Source organism: Polaromonas sp. P3_B4 (assembly GCF_056402835.1).
The window spans coordinates 2,436,107-2,462,567 of record NZ_JBFUGQ010000001.1 but is presented as its reverse complement, the minus strand read 5'-3'; the positions used below and the strand labels follow the sequence as shown (position 1 = coordinate 2,462,567).

Annotated in this window: 27 protein-coding genes and 2 pseudogenes; 15 read left to right on the top strand and 14 right to left on the bottom strand. The window is 62.4% G+C overall.

Annotated features, from left to right (window positions below):
• Window positions 1-11: 11 nt before the first annotated feature.
• The 3 genes from AC1DVV_RS11715 (at window position 12) to AC1DVV_RS11705 (ending at window position 2,575) form a co-directional block, all read left to right on the top strand.
• The gene (locus tag AC1DVV_RS11715; protein WP_457279960.1) at window positions 12-374 is read left to right on the top strand and encodes a DMT family protein; all 363 of its coding nucleotides are present in this window, start codon (window positions 12-14) and stop codon (window positions 372-374) included.
• 388 nt (window positions 375-762) lie between these two features.
• Entirely contained in the window at window positions 763-1,410 is a 648-nt protein-coding gene (locus AC1DVV_RS11710; RefSeq protein WP_457279961.1) for a DUF47 domain-containing protein, read from the top strand.
• Window positions 1,411-1,537: 127 nt separating this feature from the next.
• Window positions 1,538-2,575: an inorganic phosphate transporter gene (locus AC1DVV_RS11705; RefSeq protein WP_457279962.1), complete on the top strand. Its 1,038-nt coding sequence runs from the start codon at window positions 1,538-1,540 to the stop codon at window positions 2,573-2,575.
• Between the two features lie 140 nt (window positions 2,576-2,715).
• Here AC1DVV_RS11705 and AC1DVV_RS11700 read toward each other — a convergent pair whose 3' ends face one another.
• Window positions 2,716-3,192 carry a hypothetical protein gene (locus AC1DVV_RS11700; protein ID WP_477689230.1) on the bottom strand — a complete coding sequence of 159 codons (477 nt, stop codon included), beginning with the start codon at window positions 3,190-3,192 and terminating at the stop codon, window positions 2,716-2,718.
• 7 nt (window positions 3,193-3,199) lie between these two features.
• On the bottom strand, window positions 3,200-3,736 hold the full coding sequence (locus AC1DVV_RS11695; RefSeq protein ID WP_457279964.1) for a GNAT family N-acetyltransferase: 537 nt from the start codon (window positions 3,734-3,736) through the stop codon (window positions 3,200-3,202).
• 210 nt (window positions 3,737-3,946) lie between these two features.
• Between AC1DVV_RS11695 and rpsP the strand changes: the two genes are divergently transcribed.
• The 7 genes from rpsP to hisC all read left to right on the top strand — a co-directional run bounded on the left by rpsP (window position 3,947) and on the right by hisC (window position 9,443).
• Window positions 3,947-4,207, top strand: a complete 261-nt coding sequence (gene rpsP / locus AC1DVV_RS11690) for a 30S ribosomal protein S16 (protein WP_477665573.1) — start codon at window positions 3,947-3,949, stop codon at window positions 4,205-4,207.
• 123 nt (window positions 4,208-4,330) lie between these two features.
• Complete coding sequence (gene rimM, locus AC1DVV_RS11685; protein WP_477665574.1) at window positions 4,331-4,909, top strand: ribosome maturation factor RimM; 579 nt, start codon at window positions 4,331-4,333, stop codon at window positions 4,907-4,909.
• 58 nt (window positions 4,910-4,967) lie between these two features.
• Window positions 4,968-5,747: a tRNA (guanosine(37)-N1)-methyltransferase TrmD gene (gene trmD / locus AC1DVV_RS11680; protein WP_477665575.1), complete on the top strand. Its 780-nt coding sequence runs from the start codon at window positions 4,968-4,970 to the stop codon at window positions 5,745-5,747.
• A gap of 142 nt (window positions 5,748-5,889) precedes the next feature.
• Window positions 5,890-6,255: a 50S ribosomal protein L19 gene (gene rplS / locus AC1DVV_RS11675; protein ID WP_077595343.1), complete on the top strand. Its 366-nt coding sequence runs from the start codon at window positions 5,890-5,892 to the stop codon at window positions 6,253-6,255.
• Window positions 6,256-6,321: 66 nt separating this feature from the next.
• Window positions 6,322-7,029: a CoA pyrophosphatase gene (locus AC1DVV_RS11670; RefSeq protein ID WP_457279968.1), complete on the top strand. Its 708-nt coding sequence runs from the start codon at window positions 6,322-6,324 to the stop codon at window positions 7,027-7,029.
• Window positions 7,030-7,323: 294 nt separating this feature from the next.
• The gene (locus AC1DVV_RS11665; RefSeq protein WP_457279969.1) at window positions 7,324-8,352 is read left to right on the top strand and encodes a CobD/CbiB family protein; all 1,029 of its coding nucleotides are present in this window, start codon (window positions 7,324-7,326) and stop codon (window positions 8,350-8,352) included.
• Window positions 8,349-9,443 carry a histidinol-phosphate transaminase gene (gene hisC, locus AC1DVV_RS11660; RefSeq protein ID WP_477701823.1) on the top strand — a complete coding sequence of 365 codons (1,095 nt, stop codon included), beginning with the start codon at window positions 8,349-8,351 and terminating at the stop codon, window positions 9,441-9,443. Before AC1DVV_RS11665 ends, hisC begins: the two co-directional genes overlap by 4 nt.
• A gap of 37 nt (window positions 9,444-9,480) precedes the next feature.
• Here hisC and rsgA read toward each other — a convergent pair whose 3' ends face one another.
• Genes rsgA through AC1DVV_RS11645 form a run of 3 tightly spaced genes read right to left on the bottom strand, consistent with a single transcriptional unit; the run spans window position 9,481 to window position 12,067 of the window.
• On the bottom strand, window positions 9,481-10,464 hold the full coding sequence (rsgA, locus tag AC1DVV_RS11655) for a ribosome small subunit-dependent GTPase A (protein WP_457279971.1): 984 nt from the start codon (window positions 10,462-10,464) through the stop codon (window positions 9,481-9,483).
• Window positions 10,461-10,781, bottom strand: a complete 321-nt coding sequence (locus tag AC1DVV_RS11650; RefSeq protein ID WP_477701822.1) for a 4a-hydroxytetrahydrobiopterin dehydratase — start codon at window positions 10,779-10,781, stop codon at window positions 10,461-10,463. The genes rsgA and AC1DVV_RS11650 overlap by 4 nt, the downstream gene beginning before the upstream one ends.
• Complete coding sequence (locus tag AC1DVV_RS11645; protein WP_477701821.1) at window positions 10,778-12,067, bottom strand: M48 family metallopeptidase; 1,290 nt, start codon at window positions 12,065-12,067, stop codon at window positions 10,778-10,780. The genes AC1DVV_RS11650 and AC1DVV_RS11645 overlap by 4 nt, the downstream gene beginning before the upstream one ends.
• Window positions 12,068-12,102: 35 nt before the next feature.
• On the opposite strand from AC1DVV_RS11645, the gene orn reads away from it, so the two are divergent.
• Together orn and AC1DVV_RS11635 are read left to right on the top strand one after the other, a co-directional pair.
• Window positions 12,103-12,666 carry an oligoribonuclease gene (gene orn / locus AC1DVV_RS11640; RefSeq protein ID WP_457279974.1) on the top strand — a complete coding sequence of 188 codons (564 nt, stop codon included), beginning with the start codon at window positions 12,103-12,105 and terminating at the stop codon, window positions 12,664-12,666.
• A gap of 381 nt (window positions 12,667-13,047) precedes the next feature.
• Entirely contained in the window at window positions 13,048-14,991 is a 1,944-nt protein-coding gene (locus AC1DVV_RS11635; protein ID WP_477701820.1) for a DEAD/DEAH box helicase, read from the top strand.
• Window positions 14,992-15,103: 112 nt separating this feature from the next.
• Here AC1DVV_RS11635 and AC1DVV_RS11630 read toward each other — a convergent pair.
• A pseudogene (locus AC1DVV_RS11630) lies at window positions 15,104-15,342 on the bottom strand (oxidoreductase); the annotation flags it as partial.
• A gap of 14 nt (window positions 15,343-15,356) precedes the next feature.
• On the opposite strand from AC1DVV_RS11630, the pseudogene AC1DVV_RS11625 reads away from it, so the two are divergent.
• Window positions 15,357-15,509: pseudogene (locus AC1DVV_RS11625) on the top strand (TolC family protein); the annotation flags it as partial.
• Between the two features lie 126 nt (window positions 15,510-15,635).
• Window positions 15,636-16,067 carry a VOC family protein gene (locus AC1DVV_RS11620; protein WP_431095608.1) on the top strand — a complete coding sequence of 144 codons (432 nt, stop codon included), beginning with the start codon at window positions 15,636-15,638 and terminating at the stop codon, window positions 16,065-16,067.
• Between the two features lie 133 nt (window positions 16,068-16,200).
• Here the strand turns inward: AC1DVV_RS11620 and AC1DVV_RS11615 are convergent, their stop codons facing one another.
• The 5 genes from AC1DVV_RS11615 to AC1DVV_RS11595 form a co-directional block, all read right to left on the bottom strand.
• Complete coding sequence (locus AC1DVV_RS11615) at window positions 16,201-17,097, bottom strand: NAD(P)-dependent oxidoreductase (RefSeq protein ID WP_477701819.1); 897 nt, start codon at window positions 17,095-17,097, stop codon at window positions 16,201-16,203.
• Window positions 17,098-17,166: 69 nt separating this feature from the next.
• Window positions 17,167-18,525 carry an NAD(P)H-dependent oxidoreductase gene (locus AC1DVV_RS11610; protein WP_477665579.1) on the bottom strand — a complete coding sequence of 453 codons (1,359 nt, stop codon included), beginning with the start codon at window positions 18,523-18,525 and terminating at the stop codon, window positions 17,167-17,169.
• A 19-nt stretch (window positions 18,526-18,544) separates the two neighbouring features.
• Window positions 18,545-19,132, bottom strand: coding sequence for a hypothetical protein (locus AC1DVV_RS11605; RefSeq protein WP_477707189.1), 588 nt, complete (start codon window positions 19,130-19,132; stop codon window positions 18,545-18,547).
• A gap of 3 nt (window positions 19,133-19,135) precedes the next feature.
• Window positions 19,136-20,038, bottom strand: a complete 903-nt coding sequence (locus AC1DVV_RS11600; protein WP_477665580.1) for a phytanoyl-CoA dioxygenase family protein — start codon at window positions 20,036-20,038, stop codon at window positions 19,136-19,138.
• A gap of 30 nt (window positions 20,039-20,068) precedes the next feature.
• A complete protein-coding gene (locus AC1DVV_RS11595) occupies window positions 20,069-20,755 on the bottom strand; it encodes a GntR family transcriptional regulator (protein ID WP_457279980.1) in 687 nt (228 codons plus the stop codon).
• A 136-nt stretch (window positions 20,756-20,891) separates the two neighbouring features.
• On the opposite strand from AC1DVV_RS11595, the gene AC1DVV_RS11590 reads away from it, so the two are divergent.
• Window positions 20,892-21,782 (top strand): alpha/beta hydrolase, encoded by an 891-nt coding sequence (locus AC1DVV_RS11590; protein ID WP_477701817.1) that lies wholly within the window; start codon window positions 20,892-20,894, stop codon window positions 21,780-21,782.
• On the opposite strand, the gene AC1DVV_RS11585 is transcribed toward AC1DVV_RS11590, so the two are convergent.
• From AC1DVV_RS11585 to AC1DVV_RS11575, 3 genes are all read right to left on the bottom strand, one after another.
• Window positions 21,779-22,168, bottom strand: coding sequence for a tautomerase family protein (locus AC1DVV_RS11585; protein WP_477701816.1), 390 nt, complete (start codon window positions 22,166-22,168; stop codon window positions 21,779-21,781). The two genes, AC1DVV_RS11590 and AC1DVV_RS11585, sit on opposite strands and share 4 nt — an antisense overlap.
• Before the next feature lie 73 nt (window positions 22,169-22,241).
• The gene (locus tag AC1DVV_RS11580) at window positions 22,242-23,219 is read right to left on the bottom strand and encodes a GMP reductase (protein WP_457279983.1); all 978 of its coding nucleotides are present in this window, start codon (window positions 23,217-23,219) and stop codon (window positions 22,242-22,244) included.
• Between the two features lie 216 nt (window positions 23,220-23,435).
• Window positions 23,436-26,450: a VIT domain-containing protein gene (locus tag AC1DVV_RS11575; protein WP_477665584.1), complete on the bottom strand. Its 3,015-nt coding sequence runs from the start codon at window positions 26,448-26,450 to the stop codon at window positions 23,436-23,438.
• Window positions 26,451-26,461 lie beyond the last annotated feature (11 nt).

Sequence of the window (26,461 nt, the reverse complement as noted above, 5' to 3'; positions counted from 1 at the left end):
CGGAGCCATTGATGCAGTTCCTCCAGTCCCTGCCGGTATCGGCGCAAACCATCGGCCTGCTCCTGCTGTCCAACGTGTTCATGACCTTTGCCTGGTACGGACACCTGAAAAACCTGGCCACCTCGCCCTGGTATATCGCAGCGCTGATCAGCTGGGGCATTGCGCTGTTCGAATACCTGCTGCAGGTGCCCGGCAACCGTATCGGCTTTACCCAGTTCAGCGTCGGGCAGCTCAAGATCATGCAGGAGGTCATCACGCTGAGCGTGTTCGTGCCTTTTGCAGTGTTCTATTTGAACGAGCCGTTGAAGCTTGACTACCTGTGGGCGGCGCTGTGCATGGTAGGCGCCGTCTACTTCATCTTCCGCAGCGCTTGAATCTTCGGTATTGGTATTCGGCTGTTTGGTATTCCTGTCCCACCCCTTCTGGATGCGCCGAGGAGCGCAGGGCCAGACGGATCAGGGATCGCGATTGTCTGAGCGAAGTGCAACGTAGCGAGTTCGAGCGAGACCCCGTCTGGACCGAGCACCGCAGGTTGCCCGTAGCGAAGCGCAGGGACGCAGACAGCAGGGTCGCCTTTTCTTTTGCTTACTTTGCTTTTGGCGAAGCAAAAGAAAAGTGAGTTGCCGCCGGGCAACCCCCGGCCAGCGGCCTAAGCAGAAAATCCAGTGCCCAAACACCCAAATCGCTCCGAAATCCGAGGCGGTTAAACTTCCGGCAGTCACAAAAACGTCATACTTTTGACATATTTCCTGAGGAACTGACATGCTGTTTGGCAAATTGCTGCCGCGCGAAGGCAATTTTTTCGAGATGTTCAACCAGCATGCCGAACGCATCGTCGAGGCCGCCCACGCGTTTTCGAACCTGGTTGCGAACTACGCGGACGTGCAAAAGCGCGAAGCTTTCAACCGCGAAGTCGACCACGCCGAGCGTGCCGCCGACCGCATCACGCATGAAGTCAACCGGGCGCTGCACAAGACTTTCATCACGCCCATCGACCGCGAGCAGATCCACAAGCTGATCAACACCATGGACGACGTGGCCGACCTGATCCAGGATTCGGCCGAAACCATGGCGCTTTACGACGTGCGCCACATGACCGACGACATCGTGCGGCTGACCGACCTGAGCGTCAAATGCTGCGAACGCCTGCAGGACGCCGTGGCGCTGATCGAAAAAGTCAGCGATGCCGCGACGGCTGAAGCCGCCCTGAAAACCTGCGAGGAAATCGACAAGCTCGAGTCCGACGCCGACCGCGTCATGCGCTCGGCCATGAGCCGGCTGTTCCGCGAAGAGCCCGATGTACGGGAAGTGATCAAGCTCAAGGCGGTGTACGAACTGCTCGAAACCATCACCGACAAGTGTGAGGATGTGGCCAACCTGATCGAGGGCATCGTCCTCGAGAACTCCTGAAGATGGCAGCCCCCACGCTCCTCGCTTCGCGTAGTTCGCTGCCCCCCGAGGGGGCTGGCCTTGCTTGGGGCGGCCCTGCGCTGCGTCCCGGCGCGTTCGTTTCCCTAGCTACCTCATTGGGATAAATATGCAAACCGTACAGGCCGCCCTGTGGGTGGTGTTCCTGCTGGTCTTCCTGGCCATTGCGTTCGACTTCATGAACGGCTTTCATGACGCGGCCAACTCGATCGCCACGGTGGTGTCGACGGGCGTGCTCAAGCCGGGGCAGGCGGTGCTGTTCGCCGCTTTCTTCAACTTCCTGGCGTATTTCATCTTCCACCTGAGCGTGGCGGCGACCATCGGCAAGGGCATCGTGATGCCGGGCGTGGTGGACACGCATGTGGTGTTTGGCGCGCTGATGGGCGCCATCACCTGGAACATCCTCACCTGGTTCTACGGCATTCCCAGCAGCTCTTCGCATGCGCTGATAGGCGGCATCGTGGGGGCCGTCATCGCCAAGGCCGGCGCCAGCGCGCTGATCGCCTCGGGCGTGTTCAAGGTGGTGGCCTTCATTTTCGTGTCGCCGTTGCTCGGCTTTTTGCTGGGCTCGCTGATGATGGTGGCGGTGGCCTGGGTGTGTCGCAGGACGACCCCGTCGAAGGCCGACCGATGGTTTCGCCGGCTTCAGCTGGTCTCCGCCGGCGCTTACAGCCTGGGGCACGGCGGCAACGACGCGCAAAAGACCGCCGGCATCATCTGGCTGCTGTTGATCGCCGCGACGACCAGCAACGTGCAGGGTTTGCCGGTCTGGATGATGGCGACCACGGAACACCTGCCGATCTGGGTGGTCATCGTCTGCTACATCGCCATCGGCTTTGGCACCATGTTCGGCGGCTGGCGTATCGTGAAAACCATGGGCCAGAAGATCACCAAGCTCAAGCCCGTGGGCGGCTTCTGCGCCGAGACTGGCGGCGCACTGACGCTGTTCCTGGCGACCGGGCTGGGTATTCCTGTTTCCACCACGCACACCATCACCGGCGCCATCGTGGGCGTAGGCTCCACGCAGCGCGCTTCAGCCGTGCGCTGGGGCGTGGCCGGCAATATCGTCTGGGCCTGGATTTTCACGATCCCGGCTTCCGCATTCGTGGCAGCAATCGCGTACTGGGTCAGTCTTCAGGTTTTCTGATCGCGCCACGCACTGAGCATGCGTCGTGGCCTCTCTTTAATCAAGCCGGGGCCGCGGAACTGGCTTTGCCAGGCCGCAGGCGCAGCGGCCCCCTAGGGGGGCAGAGAGCTACACGAAGTGAGCGACCGTGGGGGCCATATTCACTGCGATATCTTTTTGGCCTCTTCGACTTGGTATTCAAAGTAGCGCTGGAAGCTGAAGACGATGCTGGACATCAGTGAGATGGTGCCGAACAACAGGGCAAACACCACCGCGCCTATGGTCAGCCAGTTGGTGTTGCCCGCCTGGGTATCGGGCGTAGCCGTGTTGTGCAGCGCGTTCCATTTGTCGGTCGACATCAGGCCGTAGTAAATCGCGGTGAGCGCCGTACCGGCCAGCGTAAAGCCCAGCAGCGGAATCAGCACCCAGGCGAGGTGATCGTCCTGCCCATAAAGCCGCACACGTTCCACGCCCCACCAGCCCAGCGCGGCGGCGATGGGGTGCAGCCAGGCCCAGATGTCGCCCAGGCCGAACAGGTAGAGGCGGTGCACGCCGAGCTGGCCGGCTACGAAGGCGAGCCAGGCGGCGAGGGTTTTGTTTTTGGGCGCTTTAGGGGCTGTGGAGGCGGTTGCTTGCATGCGGCGATTATGCGGCGGGTGCATCCACCGGCGGCTGCGTGTCACCTGCGCCCAGGGTCTTTTCCATGATCACGATGTCGCGCCAGGCGCCGAACTTCCAGCCGCAGGAGGCAATGGTGCCGACCTCTTTGAAGCCAAGCGAGCGGTGTACGCCCACCGAGCCGGCGTTGGCCGAATCACCGATCACGGCCATGGCCTTGCGTACGCCCACCGCTTCAAGCCGTGCCAGCAACTCGGCCAGCAACGCACGGCCCAGGCCCTTGCGGTGCAGGTCAGGCGCGAGGTAGATCGAGTCTTCCACTGAAAATCGGTAGGCCGGGCGGGGCTTGAACCAGTTGCCGTAGGCAAAGCCGGCGATTTTTCCATCCTCTTCGGCGACCAGGTAAGGCAGGCCCTTGGACAGCACGTCGGCCCGGCGGGCGGTCATGTCGGCCACGCTGGGAGGCTCGGTTTCGAAGGTGCCTGTGCTGTGCAATACGTGGTGGCTGTATATGGCCGTGATGGCGGAAATGTCTTCTTCGCGGCTGGGGCGGATGAGGGGCATGTCGGTGGTGGTTTCGGAGACAGGAGAATGGGTGTGCGGGGGGCTTCAGGAGCGGGGTAGGGGTGAATTTGGGCAAAAACCGTTCGGCAGGCTATAATCTCAGGCTTTGCAGCAATTCGCTGGCCGGGTGGCCATGTCGTGTGTCTCAAGCGCTGCAGAACATTGGGGTATCTACCTTACCGGTAAGCCCCACCACCCGAAGGATAAATCATGGTCGTCATTCGACTTGCACGCGGCGGTTCCAAGCACCGTCCTTTTTTCAATATTGTTGTGGCTGACAAACGCGTTCGCCGCGACGGCCGTTTCATCGAGCGCATCGGGTTTTACAACCCGATTGCCAAAGGTGGCGAAGAAGGCCTGCGCATTGCGCAAGACCGCCTGACCCACTGGATCGGTGTGGGCGCACAGCCGTCTCCTACCGTTCTGCGCCTGGTCAAGCAAGGTGCTACGGCTGCTCCAGCCACCGCCTGATTGGAGTGAAAATTTTCCGCCGGGCCGCCCCAAGGAAAATTAGCCCCCGCGGGGGGCAGCGTATTACACGGAGTGAAGAGCGTGGGGGCTAACGCTCTTCCCGGCCTTCAGTCGTCGGCAGGCTTGACACCCTCAAGCCTTCCGCACGACGCCATCGAAGTCGGGCGCATCCTGGATGCATGGGGCGTCAAGGGCTGGGTGAAAATCCTGCCGCACAGCACCGATCCAGAAGCGCTTTTCGCGGCCAAATCCTGGTTTTTGCAGGCGCCTGACGCCAAATTCCGCCCGGGGTTTACCGTGTTCTCCGGCACAGTCACGCTCAGCGTCGACGAAGCCAAAGTCCACTCCGATTCCGTCGTCGCCAAGTTCATGGGCCTTGATGACCGCAATGCGGCCGAGGCCTTGCGTGGCGCACGCATCTTCCTGCCACGCAGCAGCTTTCCCGCCGCCTCCAAGGATGAGTACTACTGGGTCGACCTGATCGGCCTGAACGTGGTCAACCGCGAAGGCGTGCCATTGGGCCTGGTGCGTGACCTGATGGCCACCGGCCCGCACTCTGTCCTGTGTGTGGAGTACACCGTCCAGCAGGAAGACGGCACGAGCGTGACCGCCGAACGCATGATTCCGTTTGTCTCCGTGTATGTCGACACGGTGGATATCGCCGGCAAATGCATCACGGTTGACTGGCAGCCGGACTACTGATTTTTATGGCCCAAAGGGGCTGTTGCCCCGAAGCGCCGGGCTCGCACACAATAGCCCCATGCGCTTCGACATCATCACACTTTTTCCCGAGCTTTTTGCGCCCTTCCTGGTCAGCGGCGTGACCCGCCGCGCCTACGAATCTGGCCTCGTCGAGGTGAAGCTCTGGAACCTGCGGGACTTTGCCGACGGCAACTACCGCCGCGTGGACGACCGGCCTTTCGGCGGCGGCCCCGGCATGGTGATGATGGCTGAGCCGCTGGCGCTGTGCCTTGAAAAAATACAGGCTGACCGTGCTGTGAGTGGTGCGCCCAAAGTTCCCACGGTGCTTTTTTCTCCCGTGGGCAAGGCTTTGGACCATGCCGGCGTTGAAGGCTGGTCGGCCGGCGCCGGTGCGGTGTTGATCTGTGGCCGCTACGAAGGGCTGGACCAGCGCTTCATCCAGGCCCATGTTGACTTGCAGATCAGCCTGGGCGATTTTGTGCTGTCGGGTGGGGAAATTGCCGCCATGGCCTTGCTGGATGCGGTGGCCCGGCTCCAGCCCGGGGTGCTTAATGACGAGGGCAGCCATCAGCTGGACAGCTTTAATCCTGCACTCGACGGCTTGCTGGATTGCCCCCATTACACGCGGCCCGAAAGCTGGCGCGGCCAGCCTGTTCCGACCACCCTGATGTCTGGAAACCACGCCCACATTGAGCGGTGGCGGCGCGAACAGCGCCTGGCGCTGACGCAGCGCCAGCGCCCAGAATTGGTGCAAATGGCACGGCAGAGTGGGAATTTGAGCGAAAGTGACGAGGCTTTTCTGGCCGATTTGGTCGAAAACCCGGACAAAGACGCTTAAAAAAGCACTGACTTGCTATAATCAAAGGCTTTTCGATCCTCTGGCGGCCACTGCAACCATCTGAATCATCTTCGGGTGAATCCATGGATTTGCGGTCTTTAGCGTAGCGCGTGTATGAGCGAAGAAGTTAGATGGAAAAATCATGAATCTGATCCAGACCCTTGAGCAGGAAGAAATCGCCCGCTTGAACAAGACCATTCCCGTTTACGCTCCCGGCGACACCGTGATCGTCAGCGTCAATGTGGTGGAAGGTACGCGTAAACGTGTGCAGGCTTTTGAAGGTGTGGTGATTGCCAAGCGCAATCGCGGCCTCAATTCCAGCTTTATCGTTCGCAAGATCTCCAACGGCGAAGGCGTGGAACGTACGTTCCAGGTTTACAGCCCGCTGATCGCGAAGATTGAAGTCAAGCGCCGTGGTGATGTGCGCCGTGCCAAGCTGTACTACCTGCGTAGCCGCAGCGGCAAATCCGCACGTATCAAGGAAAAGCTGGGCGCCAAGGCTGCCTAAAAGCACCTCCGCCCTGAAAAGCCGCTCTGTCGAGCGGCTTTTTTTTGCCTGCTAACCTCTCACCCCATGAACAACACCCGGCCCCTGCCGAAGTTTGACCCGCGCAGCATCCCGGTGCTGGGCATTGATGACCATCTGGCGGGGGTCCCTTCGGCGCACCTTTCACCGGAGGCCCTGCGCCAGCGTTTTCGGCATCCGCCTGTGTGGACTCCCGAACACAGCGTCGAAAAGAAATTTACCGATCGCACGCCCGCACTGGCTGCGGTGCTGATTCCGCTGGTCATGCGGGACGAGCTGACGCTGCTGCTGACGGAGCGGACCACCAACCTGTCCACGCACTCGGGCCAGGTCGCCTTGCCGGGCGGCCGCACGGACGAGACCGACCGCGATGCAGTGGACACCGCGCTGCGGGAAGCGCACGAGGAGGTGGGCTTGCCGCGCGACCATGTGGAGGTGCTGGGCACCTTGCCGACCTACGTCACCGGCACCGCTTTCATCATCACGCCGGTCGTGGCGCTGGTGAGGCCCGGCTTCGTGCTGCAGCCCAACCCCGGTGAAGTCGCAGATGTCTTCGAGGTGCCGTTGGGCTACCTGATGAACCCGGCCAACCATCGCCGCCACGAGATGGAATTCGACGGCGCCCTACGCCAATGGCTTTCCATGCCGTACTCAGACCCCTCCATGGAAGGTGATGGCAACGAGGCCAGGGAGCGCTATATCTGGGGCGCGACGGCTGGCATGCTGCGTAATCTCTATCGTTTTCTAGTTGCGTAACACCCCCGTCCGGGCTCACTTCGTGTAGCCCGTTCCCCCAAAAATTGGTACACCCCTGTCCAAGCTCACTACGTGTAGCTTGTTCCCCCCTCGAGGGGGCGGCGCCTGCGGTCTGGCAAAGCCAGTCCCGCGGCCCCACTGGTGAAATACCTCCACCACTGGTCGCACCCATCGAATTCTTCAAACCAGCATGAGCCGTGGAACCGGCTTTGCCGGGCCACAGGCGGGCGGCCCCCTCGGGGGGCAGGGAGCTACACGAAGTGAGCGACCGTGGGGGCCAAGTTATGATTCCTCATGAGCTTTTTTGCCGTTTTGTTTGCACTCATCATCGAACAGGCCCGTCCGCTGGCCCGCGGCAACTGGATTCATGCGGGATTTCGGGGCTGGGCCCGCTGGACCAACCGCAGCCTGGATGCCGGCAAACCGCACCATGGCTGGATCGCATGGACGGTCGCCGTGCTGGTGCCGGCGCTGGTCACCTTCCTGATTCACTGGCTGCTGTGGACCATCAATCCCGTGCTGGCTTTTGCGTGGAACGTGGCAATCCTCTATGTCACGCTGGGCTTCCGGCAGTTCAGCCACTACTTCACGGACATACGCGATGCGCTGGATGACGGCGACGAAACGACAGCGCGCGAATTGCTGGCGCAGTGGCGCCAGGTCGATGCGAGCGAGCTTCCACGCAGCGAAATCGTCCGCCACGTGATTGAATATTCGGTGCTGGCCGCGCACCGCCATGTGTTCGGCGTGCTGGGCTGGTTTTCGGTGCTCGCTGCGCTGGGGCTGGGGCCCGCAGGCGCCGTGCTCTACCGCATGAGCGAGTTCGTTTCACGCTACTGGGCCTATAAAAGAAGGACCGCCGCCGCGGCAGGCGAGGGCGCCAGCACGGCGTTGCAGCTCGCCGCAAGCCGAGCCTGGGGCGTGATTGATTTTGTGCCCGCCCGTGTCACCTCGCTGGGCTTCGCGGTGGTCGGCAGTTTTGAAGACGCCATTGATGCCTGGCGCAACTACACGCATCGGTTTCCGGTTGGCACACCTTCGGCCTCTGAAAACCGCAACGACGGGATCATCCTGGCTGCTACGTCCGGTGCCGTGAACGTGCGCCTGGGCGGCGAAGCGCTCAAGACCACGTTTTCGGCGGACACCTCGCAAAGTTTCCAGGCGGGTGGCCTGGACGCGGAAGACGGCATCGCCACAGAAGCCACGCCTGGCCGGGAGCCCGAAGTGGCGCACCTGCGAAGCATCGTGGGGCTGGTGTGGCGTTCCGTGGTGCTGTGGATGGTCTTGCTGGCGCTGCTGACCCTGGCACGCCTGCTCGGATGAGCGGTAGCACGCCTTCCGCTTTGCCCTTCGGGCAATCCTTCTGGAGCCCTGCGGTGCGCGGTCTTGTGCCGTATGTGCCGGGAGAGCAGCCCGGCGTTGCGGACCTGGTCAAGCTCAACACCAACGAGAACCCTTACCCGCCGTCGCCCCGTGTCGTTGCCGCCATCACGGCAGCGGCTCAAAACGGCCTGCAGCTTTATCCCGACCCGCAGGCCAACGCACTCAGGCGGGCGATTGCCGGCTGCCACGGCATAGACGCGGGCCAGGTGTTTGCCGGCAATGGTTCGGATGAAGTGCTCGCGCACGCTTTCTGCGCATTTTTCCGCCACGGCCAGCCGCTGCTGATGCCGGATGTCAGCTACAGCTTTTACAAGGTGTACTGCGGGCTCTATGGCATTGAGGTTGGGCTCGTGCCGCTGGATGCGTCCCTGCGCATCAATGTGGCGGATTACACCGCGCCATGCGCAGGCGTGGTGATTGCCAACCCGAACGCACCCACCGGCACCGGCCTGCCGCTGGCGCACATCGAGCAGCTGTTGCTGCGGCACCCCGAGCGGGTGGTATTGGTGGACGAGGCCTATGTCGATTTCGGCGGTGAGACCGCCATCAGTCTGATTGCGCGCTATCCCAATTTGCTGGTGGTGCACACGCTGTCCAAGTCGCGCTCGCTGGCCGGATTGCGTGTTGGTTTTGCGGCCGGCCAGCGCCACCTGATCGAAGCCCTTGAGCGGGTGAAAGACAGCTTCAATTCCTATCCGCTGGATCGTCTGGCCATCGCCGGCGCCGTGGCCGCTTACGAGGACCGTGCTTATTTTGAAGCGACCTGCACGGCCGTGATCCAGAGCCGCGATCTGTTAAGCCGGCAGCTGCAAGGACTGGGCTTTGAGGTCCTGCCTTCGCAAGCCAACTTCGTGCTGGCTCGCCATCCTGACCACGACGCAGCGGCCCTCGCGATCGGCTTGCGCGAAAAAAACATCCTGGTGCGCCATTTCAGGCAGCCGCGCATCGACCAGCATTTGCGCATCAGCGTGGGCACGCCGGCGCAATGTGAGGCGCTGGTGCAGGCCTGCCGCGAGCTGCTCAAGGCCTGACGTTGTTGCCCGGCCGGGCGCTGCCCGTCAATTCCCGTCAATAGCGGGGTTGCGACAGCTCGGCAAAAAGTTCGCTATACAAACGATAGCGACTCGCGCTGATTCCATCTGGGCTGGGCCCCGATTTGACCACTGAAATAACGCCACAACCCGGCTCATGCAGGTGGGTGCAGTTGTAGAACTTGCAGTCCTGGGCGTGTGCCTTGAGGTCGGGCATGTAGTTGGCCAGCTGCATTGGGTCAATGTGGTGCAGCCCGAACTCCTGAAAGCCCGGCGAGTCGATCAGCGCGGTACTCCTCTGGCCGCCCGTGCCGGTATTTACCCAGTACAGGGTGGTACTGGTGGTGGTGTGTTTGCCTGAATTGAGGGCCTGCGATATTTCCGCCGTCAGCACCCGTGCATCGGGCACCAGCAGGTTGGTCAGGCTGCTTTTACCGGCGCCTGAAGGTCCCAGTACCAGCGTTTTTTTGTCCCGCAGCAAGTCTGTCAGTTCCTGCAGTTCCGGGTGCGGGGCATCGGCCGGCCCGCTTGTCGCTGTTTTGGGTTTGATGGCCAGCGAGAGCATTCTGTAGCCCATGGCCCGGTAGGGCGCCAGCTTGGCCCAGGCGCGCCCGAAAGGCTCGGTGAGGTCGCTTTTGTTCAAGGCGATGATGGGGGTGATGCCCTCGGCCTCAGCGGCAATCAACGCGCGGGTCAGCTGGCTTTCCGAAAACTCGGGCTCGGCTGCGATGAGGATCAGCACCTGGTCGAGGTTGGCGGCGAAGGATTTGGTGCGCATCTCGTCCTGCCGGTAAAACAGGTTGCGGCGCTCTTCAATTTTCTCGATGGTGCCTTCGTCTTCGGAAGGCAGCCAGCGAATGCGGTCACCCACCACGGCCTGGCTTTTCTTGCCGCGCGGGTGGCAGATCACACGCTCGCCGGTATCGGTCTCCACCAGCACGTGCCGGCCAAAACCCGCCACCACCAGCCCGGGCCGCGTGCCCGCGACGGGAGCGGCGGCTGGACGTGCCGGTTTGCTCAAGCCAGCAAGGCGTCAACCTTCGACGCGCAGAAAAAATCACTGACAGAGACACCCTCGACATCGTGCGTGTTGAAGCGCACGGTGCATTTGCCGTAGCTCACGGCCAGGTCGGGGTGATGGTCTTCGGCATTGGCAATGAAAGCCAGCGCGTTCACGAAGGCGATGGTCTCGTAGTAGTTCTTGAAGGTGTAGGTTTTTTCCAGCGACCCGTCGATCAGGCGCCAGCCCAGGGCCTGCTCGCCATTGAGCTTGCTCAGCTGGGTGACGATTTCCGTGGCGCTCAGGGCACGGCGGTTTTGGTGGATCGGGTTGCTCATGTCGCGGTGCTTTCAACAGAAGGAATCATGCGGCCCAGCCGTTCGGAGGCGGGCGGATGCGAATAGTAAAACTTCACAAATACCGGGTCGGGCGTGAGGGTGCTGGCATTGTCCTGGTAGAGCTTGAGCAAAGCGCTTTGCAAATCCTTGCCATCCGTTTGCGCCACGGCGTAGGCGTCGGCCTCGAACTCATGCTTGCGCGAGAACTGGGCGAACACCGGGGAGACAAAGAAGCTGAAGAGCGGCACTACCAGCAAAAAGAGCAGCAGTGCCAGCGCGTCGTTGGCGCCGGTGAGGTTGGGCCGCACGCCCAGGCCCGTGTAGAACCACACCTGCGACGACAACCAGCCCAGCAAGGCAAACCCGGCCAGGCTCATGGCAAACATCGAAACGATGCGTTTGATGATGTGCTTGTGCTTGAAATGGCCCAGCTCGTGCGCGAGCACGGCGTCAACTTCACCGGGGTTGAGCTGCTTGAGCAGGGTGTCGTAAAACACCACGCGCTTGGCCGCGCCGAAGCCGGTGAAATAGGCATTGGCGTGGGCCGAGCGTTTGCTGCCGTCCATCACGAAGAGGCCTTTCGCCGCAAAGCCGCAGCGCTGCATCAAGGCTGTCACGCGCGCCTTCAGCGTTTCGTCTTCGAGCGGTTTGAACTTGTTGAACATCGGCGCGACGACGGTGGGGTAGAGCACCAGCACCAGCAGGTTAAAGCCCATCCAGGCGCCCCAGGCCCACAGCCACCACAGGCTTCCCGCGCTGCCCATCAGCCACAGGATGAGCGCCACGATGGGCAGGCCGATGACGATGCCGACCAGCGTCGATTTCACCAGGTCGGCCAGCCAGAGCTCCAAGGTCATCTTGTTGAAGCCGAAACGCTCTTCAATGCGGAAGGTGCTGTAAAGGGTGAAGGGCAGGTCGAGCAAACCGCTGATGAGGCCAAAAGCGGCCAGCAGGATCAGCTGCGGCACCAGCGCGCCCCAGGCGGCCAGGCCCGAACCGGCGATCGCCTGGTTCAGCGCATCGATGCCGCCCAGCAGCGTCCAGCCCAGCAGCACGGCGGCGGCGAAGGCCATCTCCAGCATGCCGAAGCGTGCCTTGGCGATGGTGTAGTCGGCTGCCTTCTGGTGCGCCTGCAGCGAAATCGTGGCCGCAAAGGCGGTGGGCACCGTATCCCGGTTTCGTGCCACATGGCGGATCTGCCGCGAAGCCAGGTAGAACTTCGTGAGCAGCCCCAGCACCAGAAAGGCAGAAAACACCCCGGTGAAAACAAGCGAATAGTCGGTCATGGCTGGCAGTTTAGGCGATCAGCGAGAATCGCAAGATGCCTGAAACTGAACCCCTACTCAAAAAATCAGACCAGAACCTCGTCTGGCTGGACTGCGAAATGACCGGCCTCGACCCGGAAAAAGAGCGCCTGATCGAAATCGCCGTCATCGTCACGGGCCCACAACTCACGCCGCGCATCGAAGGCCCGGTTCTGGCGATCCACCAGACCGACGAGTTGCTGGACCAGATGGACAACTGGAACAAGGGCACCCACGGGCGCAGCGGCCTGATCGACAAGGTCAAGGCCAGCACCGTGGACGAGGCAGATGCCGAAGCGCAGATTCTGGCTTTTTTGGCCCGATACGTTCCCAAGGGTGTTTCGCCGCTGTGCGGCAACACCATCAGCCAGGACAGGCGCTTCCTGGTCAAGTACATGCCCAAACTCGAAGCCTTCCTGCACTACCGCAACGTTGACGTCAGCACCTTCAAGGAACTGGCCAAGCGCTGGAGTCCCGAGGTTTACAGCGCCTTCAAAAAGCGCCAGAGCCATACCGCCCTGGCCGATGTGCATGAGTCGATTGACGAGCTTGAGCACTACCGGCAACACTTTCTGAAGTGAACGTGGCTTAAGCCTTTTTTGGGATTTGGCGAGGCAGGACGGGCGCAAGAAGCTATTGAAATGATAGCAAATCAGCGTGCGTGCGGCTGCGGCAGGAAGCCGCAATGGACTCGTTTGGTCAGGGGGACTGGTAGAAACCCGCAAAGCACGCTATAATCGTGGGCTTGCAGTGCACTGGGTGCCCTGCATTTGTACATCTACCTCACACTTTTGACTCCAATAACGGAGTCACCGCTTCGGGCACATTTCTGCTGCCTGGACCGCATATTCGTTTGATGGTTGATGTTTTATTAACCATGAACGAATCCTCCGCATCGCGGGGGTGAAGTTTCCTGTTCCCTCGCCAAAAGCGTTGCGCACAGGTGATTAGTGAGAAAAAACATGACTGACTCTTTTGAGGCTCGTGGCGACGTTTTGCCCGACACAAATATTGATACCACCGCTGAAGCCGTGATCCACGTGATTCCGGATTTTTCTTCGGACGAGCCCTCGATGGCTCCCACCTCCCTGGAAGCCGTAGTAGCCGAACCCAATGGTTTCGTGAAGCTGGGCCTGGCCAAGGAACTCCTGCAAGCTGTCGCCGACATGGGTTTTACCCAGCCGACGTCCGTGCAGATGGCCACCATCCCCAAGGCCATGCAGGCCCTGGACCACGACGCCAAAAGCGACCCCAAAGCCAAATTCACCGACCTGCTGGTTTCCAGCCAGACCGGTAGCGGCAAGACCGCAGCCTTTCTGTTGCCCGTGCTGCACACCCTGCTGAAACAGCAGGAAGAAGCCGAGCGCTTTGAGCGTTCCGAATTTGAACGCCTGAGCGCAGAAGCCGTCGCCCGCGGCGAAGCACCGCTGAAAAAGCCCAAGCGCAAGGACCCGACCAGCCCGCGCAACTTCAAGGCTGCCACGCCCGGCGCGCTGATCCTGTGCCCGACGCGTGAATTGGCCCAGCAGGTTTGCGCCGACGCGATCGACCTGGTTCGCCATTGCCGCGGCCTGCGCATTGCCAACGTGGTGGGCGGCATTCCTTACCAGCTGCAAATTGCCAAGCTGCAAAATGCCGACCTCGTGGTGGCCACCCCCGGCCGCCTGCTCGACCTGCAGCGCAGCATGCAGATCAAGCTGGACCAGGTGCAGTTCCTGGTCGTCGACGAAGCCGACCGCATGCTGGACCTCGGCTTTGCCGATGACTTGACCGAAGTCAACCAGCTCACGATCGAGCGCAAGCAGACCATGATGTTCAGCGCCACGTTTGCGCCGCGCATCATGCAACTGGCCACGCGCGTCATGCGCCAGCCGCAGCGTGTTGAGATCGACTCGCCGCATGAAAAACATGCGTCGATCACCCAGTCGCTGCTGTGGGCCGACAACATGACCCACAAGCGCAAGCTGCTGGATCATTCGCTGCGCGACACCACCATGAACCAGTCGATCGTGTTTGCCTGCACCCAGGTTGAATGCGACGGCCTGGCCAACGACCTGGTACAGGAAGGTTTCAGCGCTGTGGCGCTGCACGGCGCGCTGGGCCAGGGCCTGCGCAACCGCCGCCTGATGGCTTTCCGCGATGGCCGCGTCCAGATCCTGGTCGCGACCGACGTGGCTGCCCGCGGCCTGGACGTTCCGTCGATCACCCACGTGATCAACTACGGCCTGCCGATGAAAGCCGAAGACTATGTGCACCGCATTGGCCGCACCGGCCGTGCCGGCCGCGAAGGCCAGGCGATCACGATTGCCGAATTCCGCGATCGCCGCAAGATCCAGGACATCGAGCACTACATGCAGCAGAACCTCAAGCCCAGTGTGATCGCCGGTCTGGAGCCGCAGCAGCGCTTTGCCCCGACCTCCGACCGCCCCCGCGGCAACTTCGGTGGTGATCGCGGCGACCGCGGTGGCCGCAGCTTCGGCGGCGGCGGTGGTGATCGTGGCGGCTATGCCGGCCGCAAGCCCGCAGGTGGCTTTGGTGGTGGCGCTGGCGGTGGCGGCTTCGGCGCTCCTCGCCACAACGACCGTGACGACCGCGCTCCCTTCCAGGGCCGCGCTCCTGGACCACAGGGTGGCTATGGCGACCGTTCCGGTTTCAATGACCGCGGCCCGCGCCGCCAGGATGACCGCGGCTTCGGCGGCGGCAACAACACCGGTTTCGCCCCGCGTGAAGACCGCAACTTCGCTCCGCGCAACGAAGGCTTTGCTTCCCGCAACGAAGGCTTTGCACCGCGCCCTGACTTTGCCAACCGCAAGCCCGGCGGCTTTGCCAAGCCAGCTGGCAAGGTATTTGTGCCCCGTGATGCGGCCAAGAAGTCCGGCAAGTTTTCCAAGCCAGCGCGTGACTAATCTTTAGCGCCCTCGCTGCGGCAAACAAAGGCCGCTGCAGACACTGTCTGCAGCGGCCTTTTTCATGCCCGCATGGCCCAGAACAGGCGCACCTGCTTTCGCAGCGAGGTGTTCAGGCCAGGCCGAACGTTTTCCTCAGGCCTGCTTCGACAGGGCCAGCTGGCATGAAACGGCGCAACCTGGCCAGAAGAGAGGGCCTCGCCTTTGGGCGTACGCCGCATTTTCCATGTACGCAAAGCGGCATCGACAATCGTGGTGGCCACCCCGTCGGGCTCCGGCGCTTGATGGACTTTTTCTTTGAATGGCCTGGGCAACGACGCTGCGCTCTTGGTCGTAGGCCGGGATTCTGGAAGCCGTTTGATCGAGTCTTGCAGGCCGATGAAAACCTGCTGCGTGCCTCCGATACGCGGGCACATGCGCAAACGGAATCAGCACGCGCAGCGGTGGCTGCTTTCAAGGCGCTAGGCGGCGGCTGGCAACCCGGCAAACCGGAATCTGTGGCGAGCGGCGCATTTTGAGGCAGATCCACACAGTCAACCAGTTGCGAGTATCGAACAGAGGGGCTTGGCATGTGCTTAGAACACTTATTTGAATATTCTGACATGCCCAGCTATGCTCCAACTTTCAACTGCTTTGGAACACCGATGTTCAGTCACATCACCGTCGGCTGCAGCGATCTTGACATATCCAGTCGCTTCTACGACGCGATTTTGCTGCCGTTGGGCCTCGTCAGGCGTCTGGTCCCGCCCCGTCCTGGGCGACTCTGGTCGTGCTGGATTATGCCCGGGGCGGAGCTACCGCGCTTCTATATATATCTTCCCTACGACGGTAGGCCTTGTACCTCCGGCAACGGAAGCATGGTCGCATTCGTCGCTCCGAATCCCGAATCTGTCGATGCCGCCTACGAGAACGGGATCAAGGAAGGCGGGACTGACGATGGCAAGCCAGGCCCTAGAGACAGGTACGGCGCAGGCTACTACGGTGCGTACATACGCGACCCAGACGGGAACAAGATTCATCTCGTTTATCGAGGAGACCTTCTGCCCCGCGCACCCGATGCGGTCGCCATCAAGTAAACCTCGGGCAGCCATCAGGCAGGCATCAAGGAGCCGCCGTACGTATCGATGGCGCCCAGGGAGAAACATGAAACTTCGCCAGCTCTGTTGCCGCACGTCAATCTGCTGAGCTTCCGAGCAGGCCCGGCCGCTGTCAGTTCATTCCGTTGCGGCTGGCCAGCTCGACAAACAAGCCCGAATGGTCCAGATCGCTCAGGCCATGCTCCATGCCCTCCGCGTAAAGTTGCTCGAACAGGGCGGTGACCGGCGCTTCAAAGCCGATTTCCTGTGCGGTGGCCAACACATTGCGCAGGTCTTTCAGCTGTATCGACAGCCGGGCGCGTGCCGAAAAATCCCGCTCTACCATGCGCTGGCCGTGCACCTGCAAAATGCGGCTGTCGGCAAAGCCGCCGGTAATCGCTTCCTTGACTTTCGCCATGTCGGCCCCGCCGCGCGCGGTGAACAGCAGCGCCTCGGCCACCGCGCCTATGGTGATGCCCACAATCATCTGGTTGGCCAGCTTGGTGAGCTGGCCGCTGCCGTGCGGGCCCACATGCACGGCGTGGCCGAGGTGCTTGAGTACAGGCAGGGCCCGCGCAAAATCTTCCGCCTTGCCTCCGGCCATGATGGCCAGCGTGCCGCTTTGTGCGCCGCCGGGGCCGCCCGACACCGGTGCGTCCACATGGGCAATGCCCAATGCGCCCAGGCGCGCCGCATGGTCGCGCGCTTCGCGCGGCTGGATGGACGCCATGTCTAAAAAGAGCGCGCCCGGTTTCATCGCGGCGGCCACGCCCTGCGTGAACAGCACGTCTTCCACGACCGGGCCGCTTTCGAGCATGCTGATGACGATGTCGGCTGCGGCCACCGCGGCACTGGTTTGTGTATGTGGCGTGGCGCCTAGCGCCGCCAGCGAGTCGGCCTTGCCCGGCGTGCGGTTCCATGCCTGCAGTGTGTAGCCCGCTTCGCACAGGCGCCTGGCCATGGGCAGGCCCATGATGCCCATGCCCAAAAATGCGATACGGGGCAGGGGCGTGTCACTTGTGATGGTCAATTCATGTCCTCGGAATGGCGTTGAACCATCATGAAGGAACCGGCGGGGAGAAGGCTGTCAGGCAGCTTTCTAGGCGGCTTTTTTCAGCGCCGGCGCAAACATGCTTTCCATCTCCTGGCGCACTTTCCAGGCGTGGGTCGATGTGTCCATCGCCACATCGGCCCAGCTCAGACTCTGGCCTTTCTTGACCGCACGCACGACCTTGACGTTATGCGCCAGGCCCAGCGGCAGCCCGCCCATCTTCATGGAAGTATCGGCCGGCAGCAGCTTGCCCCACACGGTGTAGCCGCCTTCGCCGTCCAGCATGTCACCGGGCTTCAGGTCGCGTTTGGCGGTGGCCACCACGTCGGCGTTCCAGCAGGTCGCCACGCCGGTGGGCTCGCCGCGCAGCGCGACGCTGGCGACCGACACGCCGACTTCCAGCCCGATCAGGTGCCAGCGTTTGTACAAGGTGAAGTAGCGCCCGCTCGGGTCGGTGTGCGCGTTGTATTCCTCAAAGCAGTTCTTGATGTAGTCCGTTTCGGCCTCTACCGTGACCCAGACGCCCATGCGGATGTCATAGGGAATTTTTCGGCCATTGGCTTCGAGTGACGAGATCACTTCGACCATACCCTTGCGCTCGAGCACGCCACCTTCGCTGATGGGGCGTGTCACGTAGGGAATGTCTTCCACGCTGGCCGGCGGGTAAAGCAGGCCATTGCTGGGCACGGTCAGGCCCGTGGCGTTGGCCACAGCAGTCGATTCGATGGAGGGCTTGGAGCCGTCGAGAAAACTGTTGAACATCTTTGGGTTGAGCCCTCCGCGCGCGGCCTGTTCGGGCGTGAGGCCGTAGTTGCCCCACACGGTTTCGGGTGTTGATTCGCAAAAATGCGGCAGCCATTTGTGGCCGCGTCCTGCCGCCACCACCGGAAAGCCGCAGGTGCGCGCCCAGTCCACCAGGTCGCAGATCAGCGCCGGCTGGTCACCGAAAGCCAGCGAATACACCACGCCGGATTCTGCGGCCTTGCGCGCCAGCAGCGGGCCGCAAAAGGCATCGGCTTCTACCGTGACGTTGACCACATGCTTGCCGTGTGCAAAGGCTTTCAGGCAATGCTCTACCGCCGCGATCGGATTGCCGGTGCATTCCACAATGATGTCGATCTGCGGATGCGTCACCACTGCCTGCCAGTCGTCGGTGATCCAGGTTGCTCCTGTTTTGATAGCTGCTTGCGCAGATTTTGCCTGGGCTAGAGCCGGATTCCAACCCACACGGGCGAGGTTGGTGCGCGCCGCGTCAGGCGACAGGTCGGCAATCGCCACCAGGTGTACGCCAGGCGTCCGTGGAACTTGCGCCAGGTACATGGAGCCGAATTTGCCGGCGCCTATAAGGCCGATGCGCACCGGTTTGCCTTCGGCCGCGCGCTGCTGGAGTTTGGAGTAAAGGTTCATGGATGAGCGGTCTTGCTGATTAATTTCGATAAATCTTGTTTGCTTTTGGACCGAAGACGACGGGGGTTGTCATCTCAGGTAATTCCAACTTGCGCAGTTCGTTAAGGTCTCTGTAATGACTCGTGCTGGATTCCGTGCATTCGATGTATATGGGTTTTTTTTCTCCCACGCGTACTACGACGCCTGCTTCTTTTTCAGGGAATCGCGCAGAGGAAAATTGGTACACGGTGTACGACGCTTGGCCGATTTTGAAATGAAGGTTATCTGCACCTGTCCAACCATTCGGGCTACGTACGGAAAACTGAAACGCTTCCCTGGCGTGCATTTGGGTCGTAGCTGGATATGTCAGCTCGGGAGTCTGACCTAGTTTGCCAAAACGGTATTGCATGTAGGCATTCGCGGATGTCTGGGCAGATGTGCGGCAGATCGACATGTGTTTATCGCTTTTCCCCGCGATTGGGCACGACAACACGACCAGTTCATGCGTTTCGCAATGAGTGCCTGGACCACCGAGTTCCTCCTCGGCAGTTGCGGGTGACGCAATAAATTGGCCAATTCCGAAAGCGATACAAGCCAAGCGATTCATATTCATCATCAGTTCTGCCAATGGTTACGCAGCCAATTTCAGTTCTTCCATCGAGGTTTGCAGCGCGCTCGCCGGCACGCCGTCCTTCCACGGCAGATCCACCGGGTAGTCTTTGAGCAGGCAGTCGTCGGGCAGGCATTCGATCGGCGTGAAGTCGCGGTGCGCGATGTATTCGGGGCGCTTGTGGCGGCGGATGTGGTTGCTGATGGCGCACAGGCTCAGGTAAACGCTTACCCGGTTGAAGGGCGAAAGGTTGCTGCCTGAGGCGTGCACCAGGCAGGAGTGAAAGAGGATCATCGAGCCGGCCGGGCCCTTGGGGCTGACGATGCCGCCCCCGACGTGGCGGCCCGCCGCGTCGTAAGTGCCTTTGCCGCCGGCGCGCTGCACCAGCTGGCGGATCAAATCGTTGTCCACCGTCCAGAGCGGGTAGCTGGTGGTGGTCAGGTCGTGTTTCGCATCGACCACGCCTTTCTTGTGGCTACCGGGGATGAACATCAGCGGGCCGTTGTGCTCGGTCACGTCGTCCATGAAGATGGCCACATTCATCGCGCGCTCGGTCGGCATCATGTCGTCGTTGAGCCAGGTGCCGTAGTCCTGGTGCCACTGCCACACGTCGCCTTCAAACGCCATCTTGCCGTTGATCTTGAACTGGTGCATGTAGAGCTTCTCGCCCAGCAGGTCTTCCACCGGCTCGATCATGCGCGGGTGCCGCGCCAGCCGCGCGAAAGGTTCGCTGTACATGTGCGCGGCGAAGTTGGTGCGCACCGCGTCCTTGCCCTTTTCGCGCACGTTGTAGTCTTCGCGCCGGCTGTAGAGCTCGGGCACGGCATCGTTGAGCGCCCGGGTTTCTTCGGGTGTGAAGAGACCGGGGAAAAACAGGTAGCCGTCGCGGTCGAATTGCGCAAGTTGCTCCGGGGTCAGTTTCATCGCATGTCTCCTGGTGTGTGTTGTCGGGTGTCAGGGCGCTGCGCGAGCGCCGGTTTGGCTGAGTGCGCTGGACAGCAGGTTTGCCAGGTTGTGGCCCGCTTCCTCGCCATGCTCGCGGATCAGCGCTTCGGCCTGGGTTTCATCACCGGCCGCGATGGCCTCGGCAATGGCTTCGTGCTCATCCCAGATCGATTCGCGCATGGTTGATACCTGCAGCACAGCACCCATGGCGCGGCGGATGTGGTGCCAGTGCAGCTGCGCGCTCTGGGCGATCAACGGGTTGCCCGAGGCGGCGTAAATGGCCGCGTGAAATTGCGCGTCGGCCGCCATCATGGCCTTGACGTCGCCGCCCCGCGCGGCCTTGCGGCCCTGGCTGATCAGTTGCGGGTCGAGCCGGCAGCGGCCTTGCGCGGCCAGCCGGGCGGCCAGCGCATCGAGTGCACTGCGCACCTGGTAGATCTGTACCAGCCAGGCCACGTCCAGTGGCGCCACCAGCACGCCGCGCCCCGGGGCGTCCAGTACAAAGCCGTCCTTCTTCAAAAGGCGCAAAGCCTGCAGTACCGGTTGTCGCGACACCGCGAGTTGCTCGGCAATGTCTTCCTGCATGATGCGCGCACCCGGTGCCAGCGAGCCTTCGCTGATGGCGTCCAGCAGGCTGCGGTAGACCTGGTCGACGAGGTCGGGCGTGGATTCGATTTTGATCAGTTGTTGCGTCATATTCGTACTCTGTATACAGAATACACTGTGATCGAAGACCTGAAATTTCGGGTTTACCCGTAAATGGCTGCGGGCGGCCGGGCTGTGCCAAGATGGCACCCATTGAAGCCGTTTTGACACTTTGAGGAGAAGAACAATGACCCAGCCCGATCCCGCCTGGCTTGACCGCATGTACAACAACCGGGCTCTCGTGTCGGACCACGGGGTGTATTTCACGCGCTGGGCTGACAGCTCGCAAGCCATTCGCAAGCGCGTGCCCTGCCAGATCGATATTCCCTATGGCAACCATGCGGGTGAAATGCTCGACGTGTTTCCGGCGGGTGATTTCGCCACCCATGGCGGCACCCAGGGCCAGGCCGGTGCGCCGGTGCTGGTGTTCATTCACGGCGGGTACTGGCGGTCTCTCGACAAGGCCGACCATTCCTTTGTGGCGCCGGCCTTTACGCAGGCCGGCACCTGCGTCGTGGTGCCGAACTATGCGCTGTGCCCCGCGGTGACCATTCCCCAGATCACGATGCAGATGGTGGCGGCGCTGGCCTGGACCTGGCGCCACATTGCCCGCTACGGCGGGGATCCGTCCCGCATCACGGTGGTAGGCCATTCAGCCGGCGGACACCTGGCTGCCATGTTGATGGCGTGCGACTGGCAGGCCTATGCCCGCGACCTGCCGGCAGACCTTTTGAAAAATGCCCTGTCGATTTCAGGCCTGTACGACCTTGAACCCATGCGCCACACGCCTTTCCTGAAGGATTCGCTGAAACTCACGCCTGAACAGGTGCTCAAGGCCAGCCCGGCCCTGCTGCCGGCGCCGGGCCGCGGTACCTTGTACAGCGTGGCGGGTGCCGACGAAAGCGCGGAGTTTCTGCGCCAGAACGTGTCGATCCAGCAAGCCTGGGGCGCCGGGGTGGTGCCGGTTTGCGAGTCCCATCTGGGGCGAAACCATTTCAGCATCCTGGAGGCGCTGACGGAGCCGTCTCACCGCCTGCACCAGCTTGCATTGCAACTGCTGGCGGGTAGCCGGTCCTAGATATCGACGTCGTACTCCAGCACCACGTCGGACGCCGGCAGGCCGCCCCGGATCGCCCAGTTTTCGCGTGACGCCTCACGCAGCAGCACTTTCACGTGGTCTGCGGGAATGCCGCACAGCCCGAGTTTTTGCACGATGGCCTGGTACAGGGCGCGTTTTGTTTCCAGGGATCGCCCGACGAAACAGTCGATCGTCACCAGCGTGTAGCGGTCGCCTTTGTCGGGCGGCGCACGAAAGCGCTGCGGCTCATGGACAACCAGCCGGATGGAGGTCGTCCAGAGCGGCACCTTCAGCGCAGAGGTCAACGCCTCCTGGACGGCGTCCATGAGGGCTGCTTCTTCTTCGCCGGAACAGGGCCGGCGTACTTCAATGGCTGCGGTGGGCAAGGGGAGTGGGTCTCTTCAGGAACAAGGCTTATTGTCGCCGGAGCCGGCCTCGCTACTATTTGTTACCGCCGGCCTACATCAGCAGGTGTTCACCCGCGTTGTCGCCGCCCAGGGTCACATAGTTGACCTTGCGGATGTCCAGCAGCTTCGTGCCGCCGGCGTAACTGATGGAGCTCTGGATGTCTTCTTCCATCTCGCGCAAGGTATCGGCCAGCGTGCCCTTGACCGGCTCCAGGATGCGCTTGCCTTCGACGTGCTTGTACTCGCCCTTGTTGAAGTCCGAGGCGCTGCCGTAGTATTCCTTGAAGAGCTTGCCGTCCACTTCGACGGTCTTGCCCGGGCTTTCTTCCAGGCCCGCCAGCATGGAGCCGATCATCACCATGGTCGCGCCAAAGCGCACCGACTTGGCGATGTCGCCGTGCTCGCGAATGCCACCGTCGGCAATGATGGGTTTGGTCGCCACGCGAGCACACCACTTGAGCGCCGACAGTTGCCAGCCGCCGGTGCCGAAACCGGTTTTCATCTTGGTGATGCAGACCTTGCCGGGGCCGATGCCGACCTTGGTCGCGTCGGCGCCCCAGTTTTCCAGATCGATCACCGCTTCGGGCGTGCCCACGTTGCCGGCGATCACGAAGGATGCCGGCAGCTTCTGCTTGAGGTAGGCGATCATCTTCTGCACCGTGTCGGCATGGCCGTGCGCGATGTCGATGGTGATGTAGTCGGGCACCAGGCCCTCGGCGGCCAGGCGGTCCACCGTGTCGTAGTCTGGTTTTTTCACGCCCAGGGATATCGAGGCGTAGGCGTCGCGGGCTTTCATGTCTTTCACGAACTGCACGTTGTCCAGGTCGAAGCGGTGCATCACGTAGAAGTAGCCATTCTTTGCCATCCAGGCGCAGATCTCCTCATTGATGACCGTCTTCATGTTGGCCGGCACCACCGGGATGCGAAAGCTGCGGCCGCCCAGCGTCGCGCTGGCGTCGCACTCAGAACGGCTTTCCACGCGGCATTTGCGCGGCAGCAGCAGAATGTTGTCGTAGTCGAAGATTTCCATGATTCCCAAGCCTTTGAAAAAACTGTTGAAGAACAGAAGGCGCTTGGACTGGACCGGCTTGCTGGCAGGCGCTTGCGTGGGCAAGGCTGAAACAAAAAACCGGGCGCAATTGCTTGGGCCCGGTGATTGATTTTATGCGCCTCTCAAGCGGGCGTTACCCTGCAAAGCGGTATAGCCTTTATATGCATAGTGGCATCTTGTGTTTGAAGCGAGGCGTCAGCGCACTTCGACCTCGGCCACGCGCACGGTTTCCTGGCCGCGCGCCAGGCGCAAGGTCGTCCACTCATCACGTGCCTGCGGCGTGCCGAACCCGGTGGTAACGCGCACCATCACCGTGGTGCCAGCCGACAGCACCTGCTGGCGGTGACCGTAGAACTGCGCCTCCACGCTGTACTTGCCGGCTTTGGCGGTCTTTAGCGAAAACTCCTCCGGCCCGTAGCCACCCCTGGCGTCGGGGCTCATCGCGCCGCCCTGATGGGTCAGCCGATTCGCATAGCTGGCCCTTTCACCGTTCGGGTCGCTCACCCACATGTCGATGTCCGTGTCGTCGGTATCCCAGGCCATGACCACACGCAAGGCCAGCGGCAGGTTGCGGCGAAGGCGCGTGTCCACAAGGCTCATGTCCAGCGCCGGCTGGCCGCTGGCGACGGGCTGGGCGGCAATCGCGTTGAGTTCAGCCAGCGCAATCATGTTGATGCCGGCGAAGCGGCCGTTCCAGGGCTGCGACACCACTTCCCACAAGGCGTTGACGGCGCGCTGCGGCTGGCCGCTCTCGGCCAGCGCCAGGCCCAGGTCGCGCCAGGACTGCGGCTCATTGGGCGCCAGTTCGCTGATGCGTTCGAACACCGGCACGGCCAGGTCGTTGCGGCGCGCCTGCACCAGGCGGTAGGCGTAAAGGCGTAGCAGCTGGCGGTTCTCCAGGTTCATCTCCGCGAGGTTGGAGAGCACGCGCAGCCCCAGCTCGGGCAGGCCGCGGTCAAAGAACACGCCCGCTGCATCCATGTAGAAAGAGCTGCTGCTGAGGTAGGCGGCGCGTTCGTCGAGATAGACGCGGTAGAGCTCGTCCTTGCCGGCATTCTGCAGGCGCTTCATGTAGGGCGCGTCGGGCACCCAGGCCTGCAGCGCGATGGTGGCTACGGGCGCGGCGGCAACCGCCTTGGCACTGCGTTTGTCCATGACGTCGGAGCGTGCTTCGGCCATTACGGCCGGTGCGGCTGCGGGGGCTGCAGCGGCAGGGGCAGCAGGGGCGAAGGAAAGTGGTGCTGCGGGTGCGCCCTGGGCTTGCTCGCGCGACCGTGCTGTGCCGGCCAGACTGCCGAGGCCGCCCTGGCTGATGTGCTTCTCGGCCTTGGGCTCCGCATGTTTGGGTGCTTCCTTGGGAAAGTCCCTGCCCCACCAGCGCTGCTTCTCGTCAAACTGCCTCACCATGGCCTCAATGTGTGACTGCCGCGTCTGCGCGGCCTGTGCGAGTTGTTGCTGGCCCAGCCGCGCCACTTCATCCGCCAGCTCGGGCGGGGCCGGGAGGTTGTAGCGTGCATAGTCGGTGGCCAGCTCCAGCACGATCAGCGAGCTGTTGGGGCCCACGACGCCGTGCGCCGCCGCGATGCGCTGAAGTTCTGCGCTGTGCAGGCCGGCATTTTCAGCCAGCTCGGCGCTGCGCCATTGGGCCCACTGCTGGCCGGGCCAGTGGCCGCTGACCGGCTTGGCGCTGACCTGCAGCGCCAGTGTGCGCTTGCGGCCGTCCGGGTGCGCCAGCGTGATGTCGATGCGGGCGGTGCTGTCCAGCAGCTCGCCTGCCACCGAGACGCGGCCCTGGCTGATCCGCGTTGTCGGCGTCACGAGTTGCCGCGCGGACAGGCTGTCCAGCTTCTCAATGCGCCAGCCGTGCATCAGCATGGCTTGCGCGCCCTCTTCGGGCGATTGCAGCGCAGCATCGACCAGCGCACCGCCGGTGCGGTCGGCCAGCCTGGCCAGGCGCGCCATGTCGGCGGAGGCTGCGCCGTTGATCACCATCACCGGTGCCGTGTGGGTGTAGCGAATGAGTTTTTTACCGTCCGTCATCAGGCCGTCGGTCACCATCAGGGTGGTGTCCACGTCGGCGGGAATGGGCAGGTCGTCAAAATTGCTGGAGCCGTCGAAGGGCTCTGCGCGCAATGCATCGGCTAGATCACCGAAGCGGCCCGGCGTAACGGTGAAGCTGCGCACAGCCTCGGCCTTGTTACGCACCACGAGCAGGCTGAGCTTGACGGGCTTGCCCAGCTTGCGGAAGTAGGCCTCCAGCACCGGCAGCACCCGGGCCTGCGCGGCGGCCGAAGCCGATGCGTCCCACACCAGTGCGATGTGTGCAGGGGCGGGCCGTCTCACCAGCTCATCGCGCACGTCGAGTTGCCCGGCAAAGAACGGCTTGCCGGCAGATTCACCGACCATGACCTGCGGCTTGCCGGTGCGGCGCAGCGCCACCTGAAGCCAGCCCGCAGGGCCCTGGGGCGCCTGCCAGTGCGTTTTTTGCAGGGCCAGTTCTGTGCCGGTGGCGCTGGCGTTCAGCTCGGTGCCGGCGGGCGCCTGCAGCAGTTCCACGTCCCGGTGGGCTGCGCCATGGGCGCGCACCTTCACCTGCAATTGGCCCACGCTTGACGCGAACACCAGCGGCACCCTCAGTACACCCGCATCGCGCTGGCGCGGCAGGGTCTCGTTGAATGTGATGAGCACGCGGCGCTCTCCCTGGGCCGGGATGGGATAAACGCGCAGCTTGTACTGGTTGCCGGCGGCGGCTTCCAGCAGGCCCGGGTCTACGCGCCGGCGGCGTATGTCTTCAAAGATCTCCTGTCCTTTGGCCTTGGGTACAGGTACTGCGTCGCGCAATTGGCCGTTGATATCCAGCGCGAAGCCGGTCACGACCTGGCCCTCCTGCAGTGGGAACTGCAGCTCGCCTTCGAGCACGCGGGGGTTGGGGTTGAAAAGGCGCAGCTCGACGCTGGTGCGGGCCTGGTCGCCGAACAGATCGACTTCGATGGAAACGGCCCGCAGCTGGATGGGCTGGCCCGCATGGTTCACAGCGATGACCGGCGGCCGCCAGTCGGGCGGCGGCGCGAACTTTCCGTTGGGGAAAGGCTGCGGCATCGGGCTGAGCGCCAGCGCCTGCAGGCTGAAGCAGGCTGCGGCGGCGGCCTGAAGGATGCGGGCGGCAGTCAGCCGGGTGAACCCGCGAAAGACGTGAAAGCCGTTTGGCATGAAAACCCCTT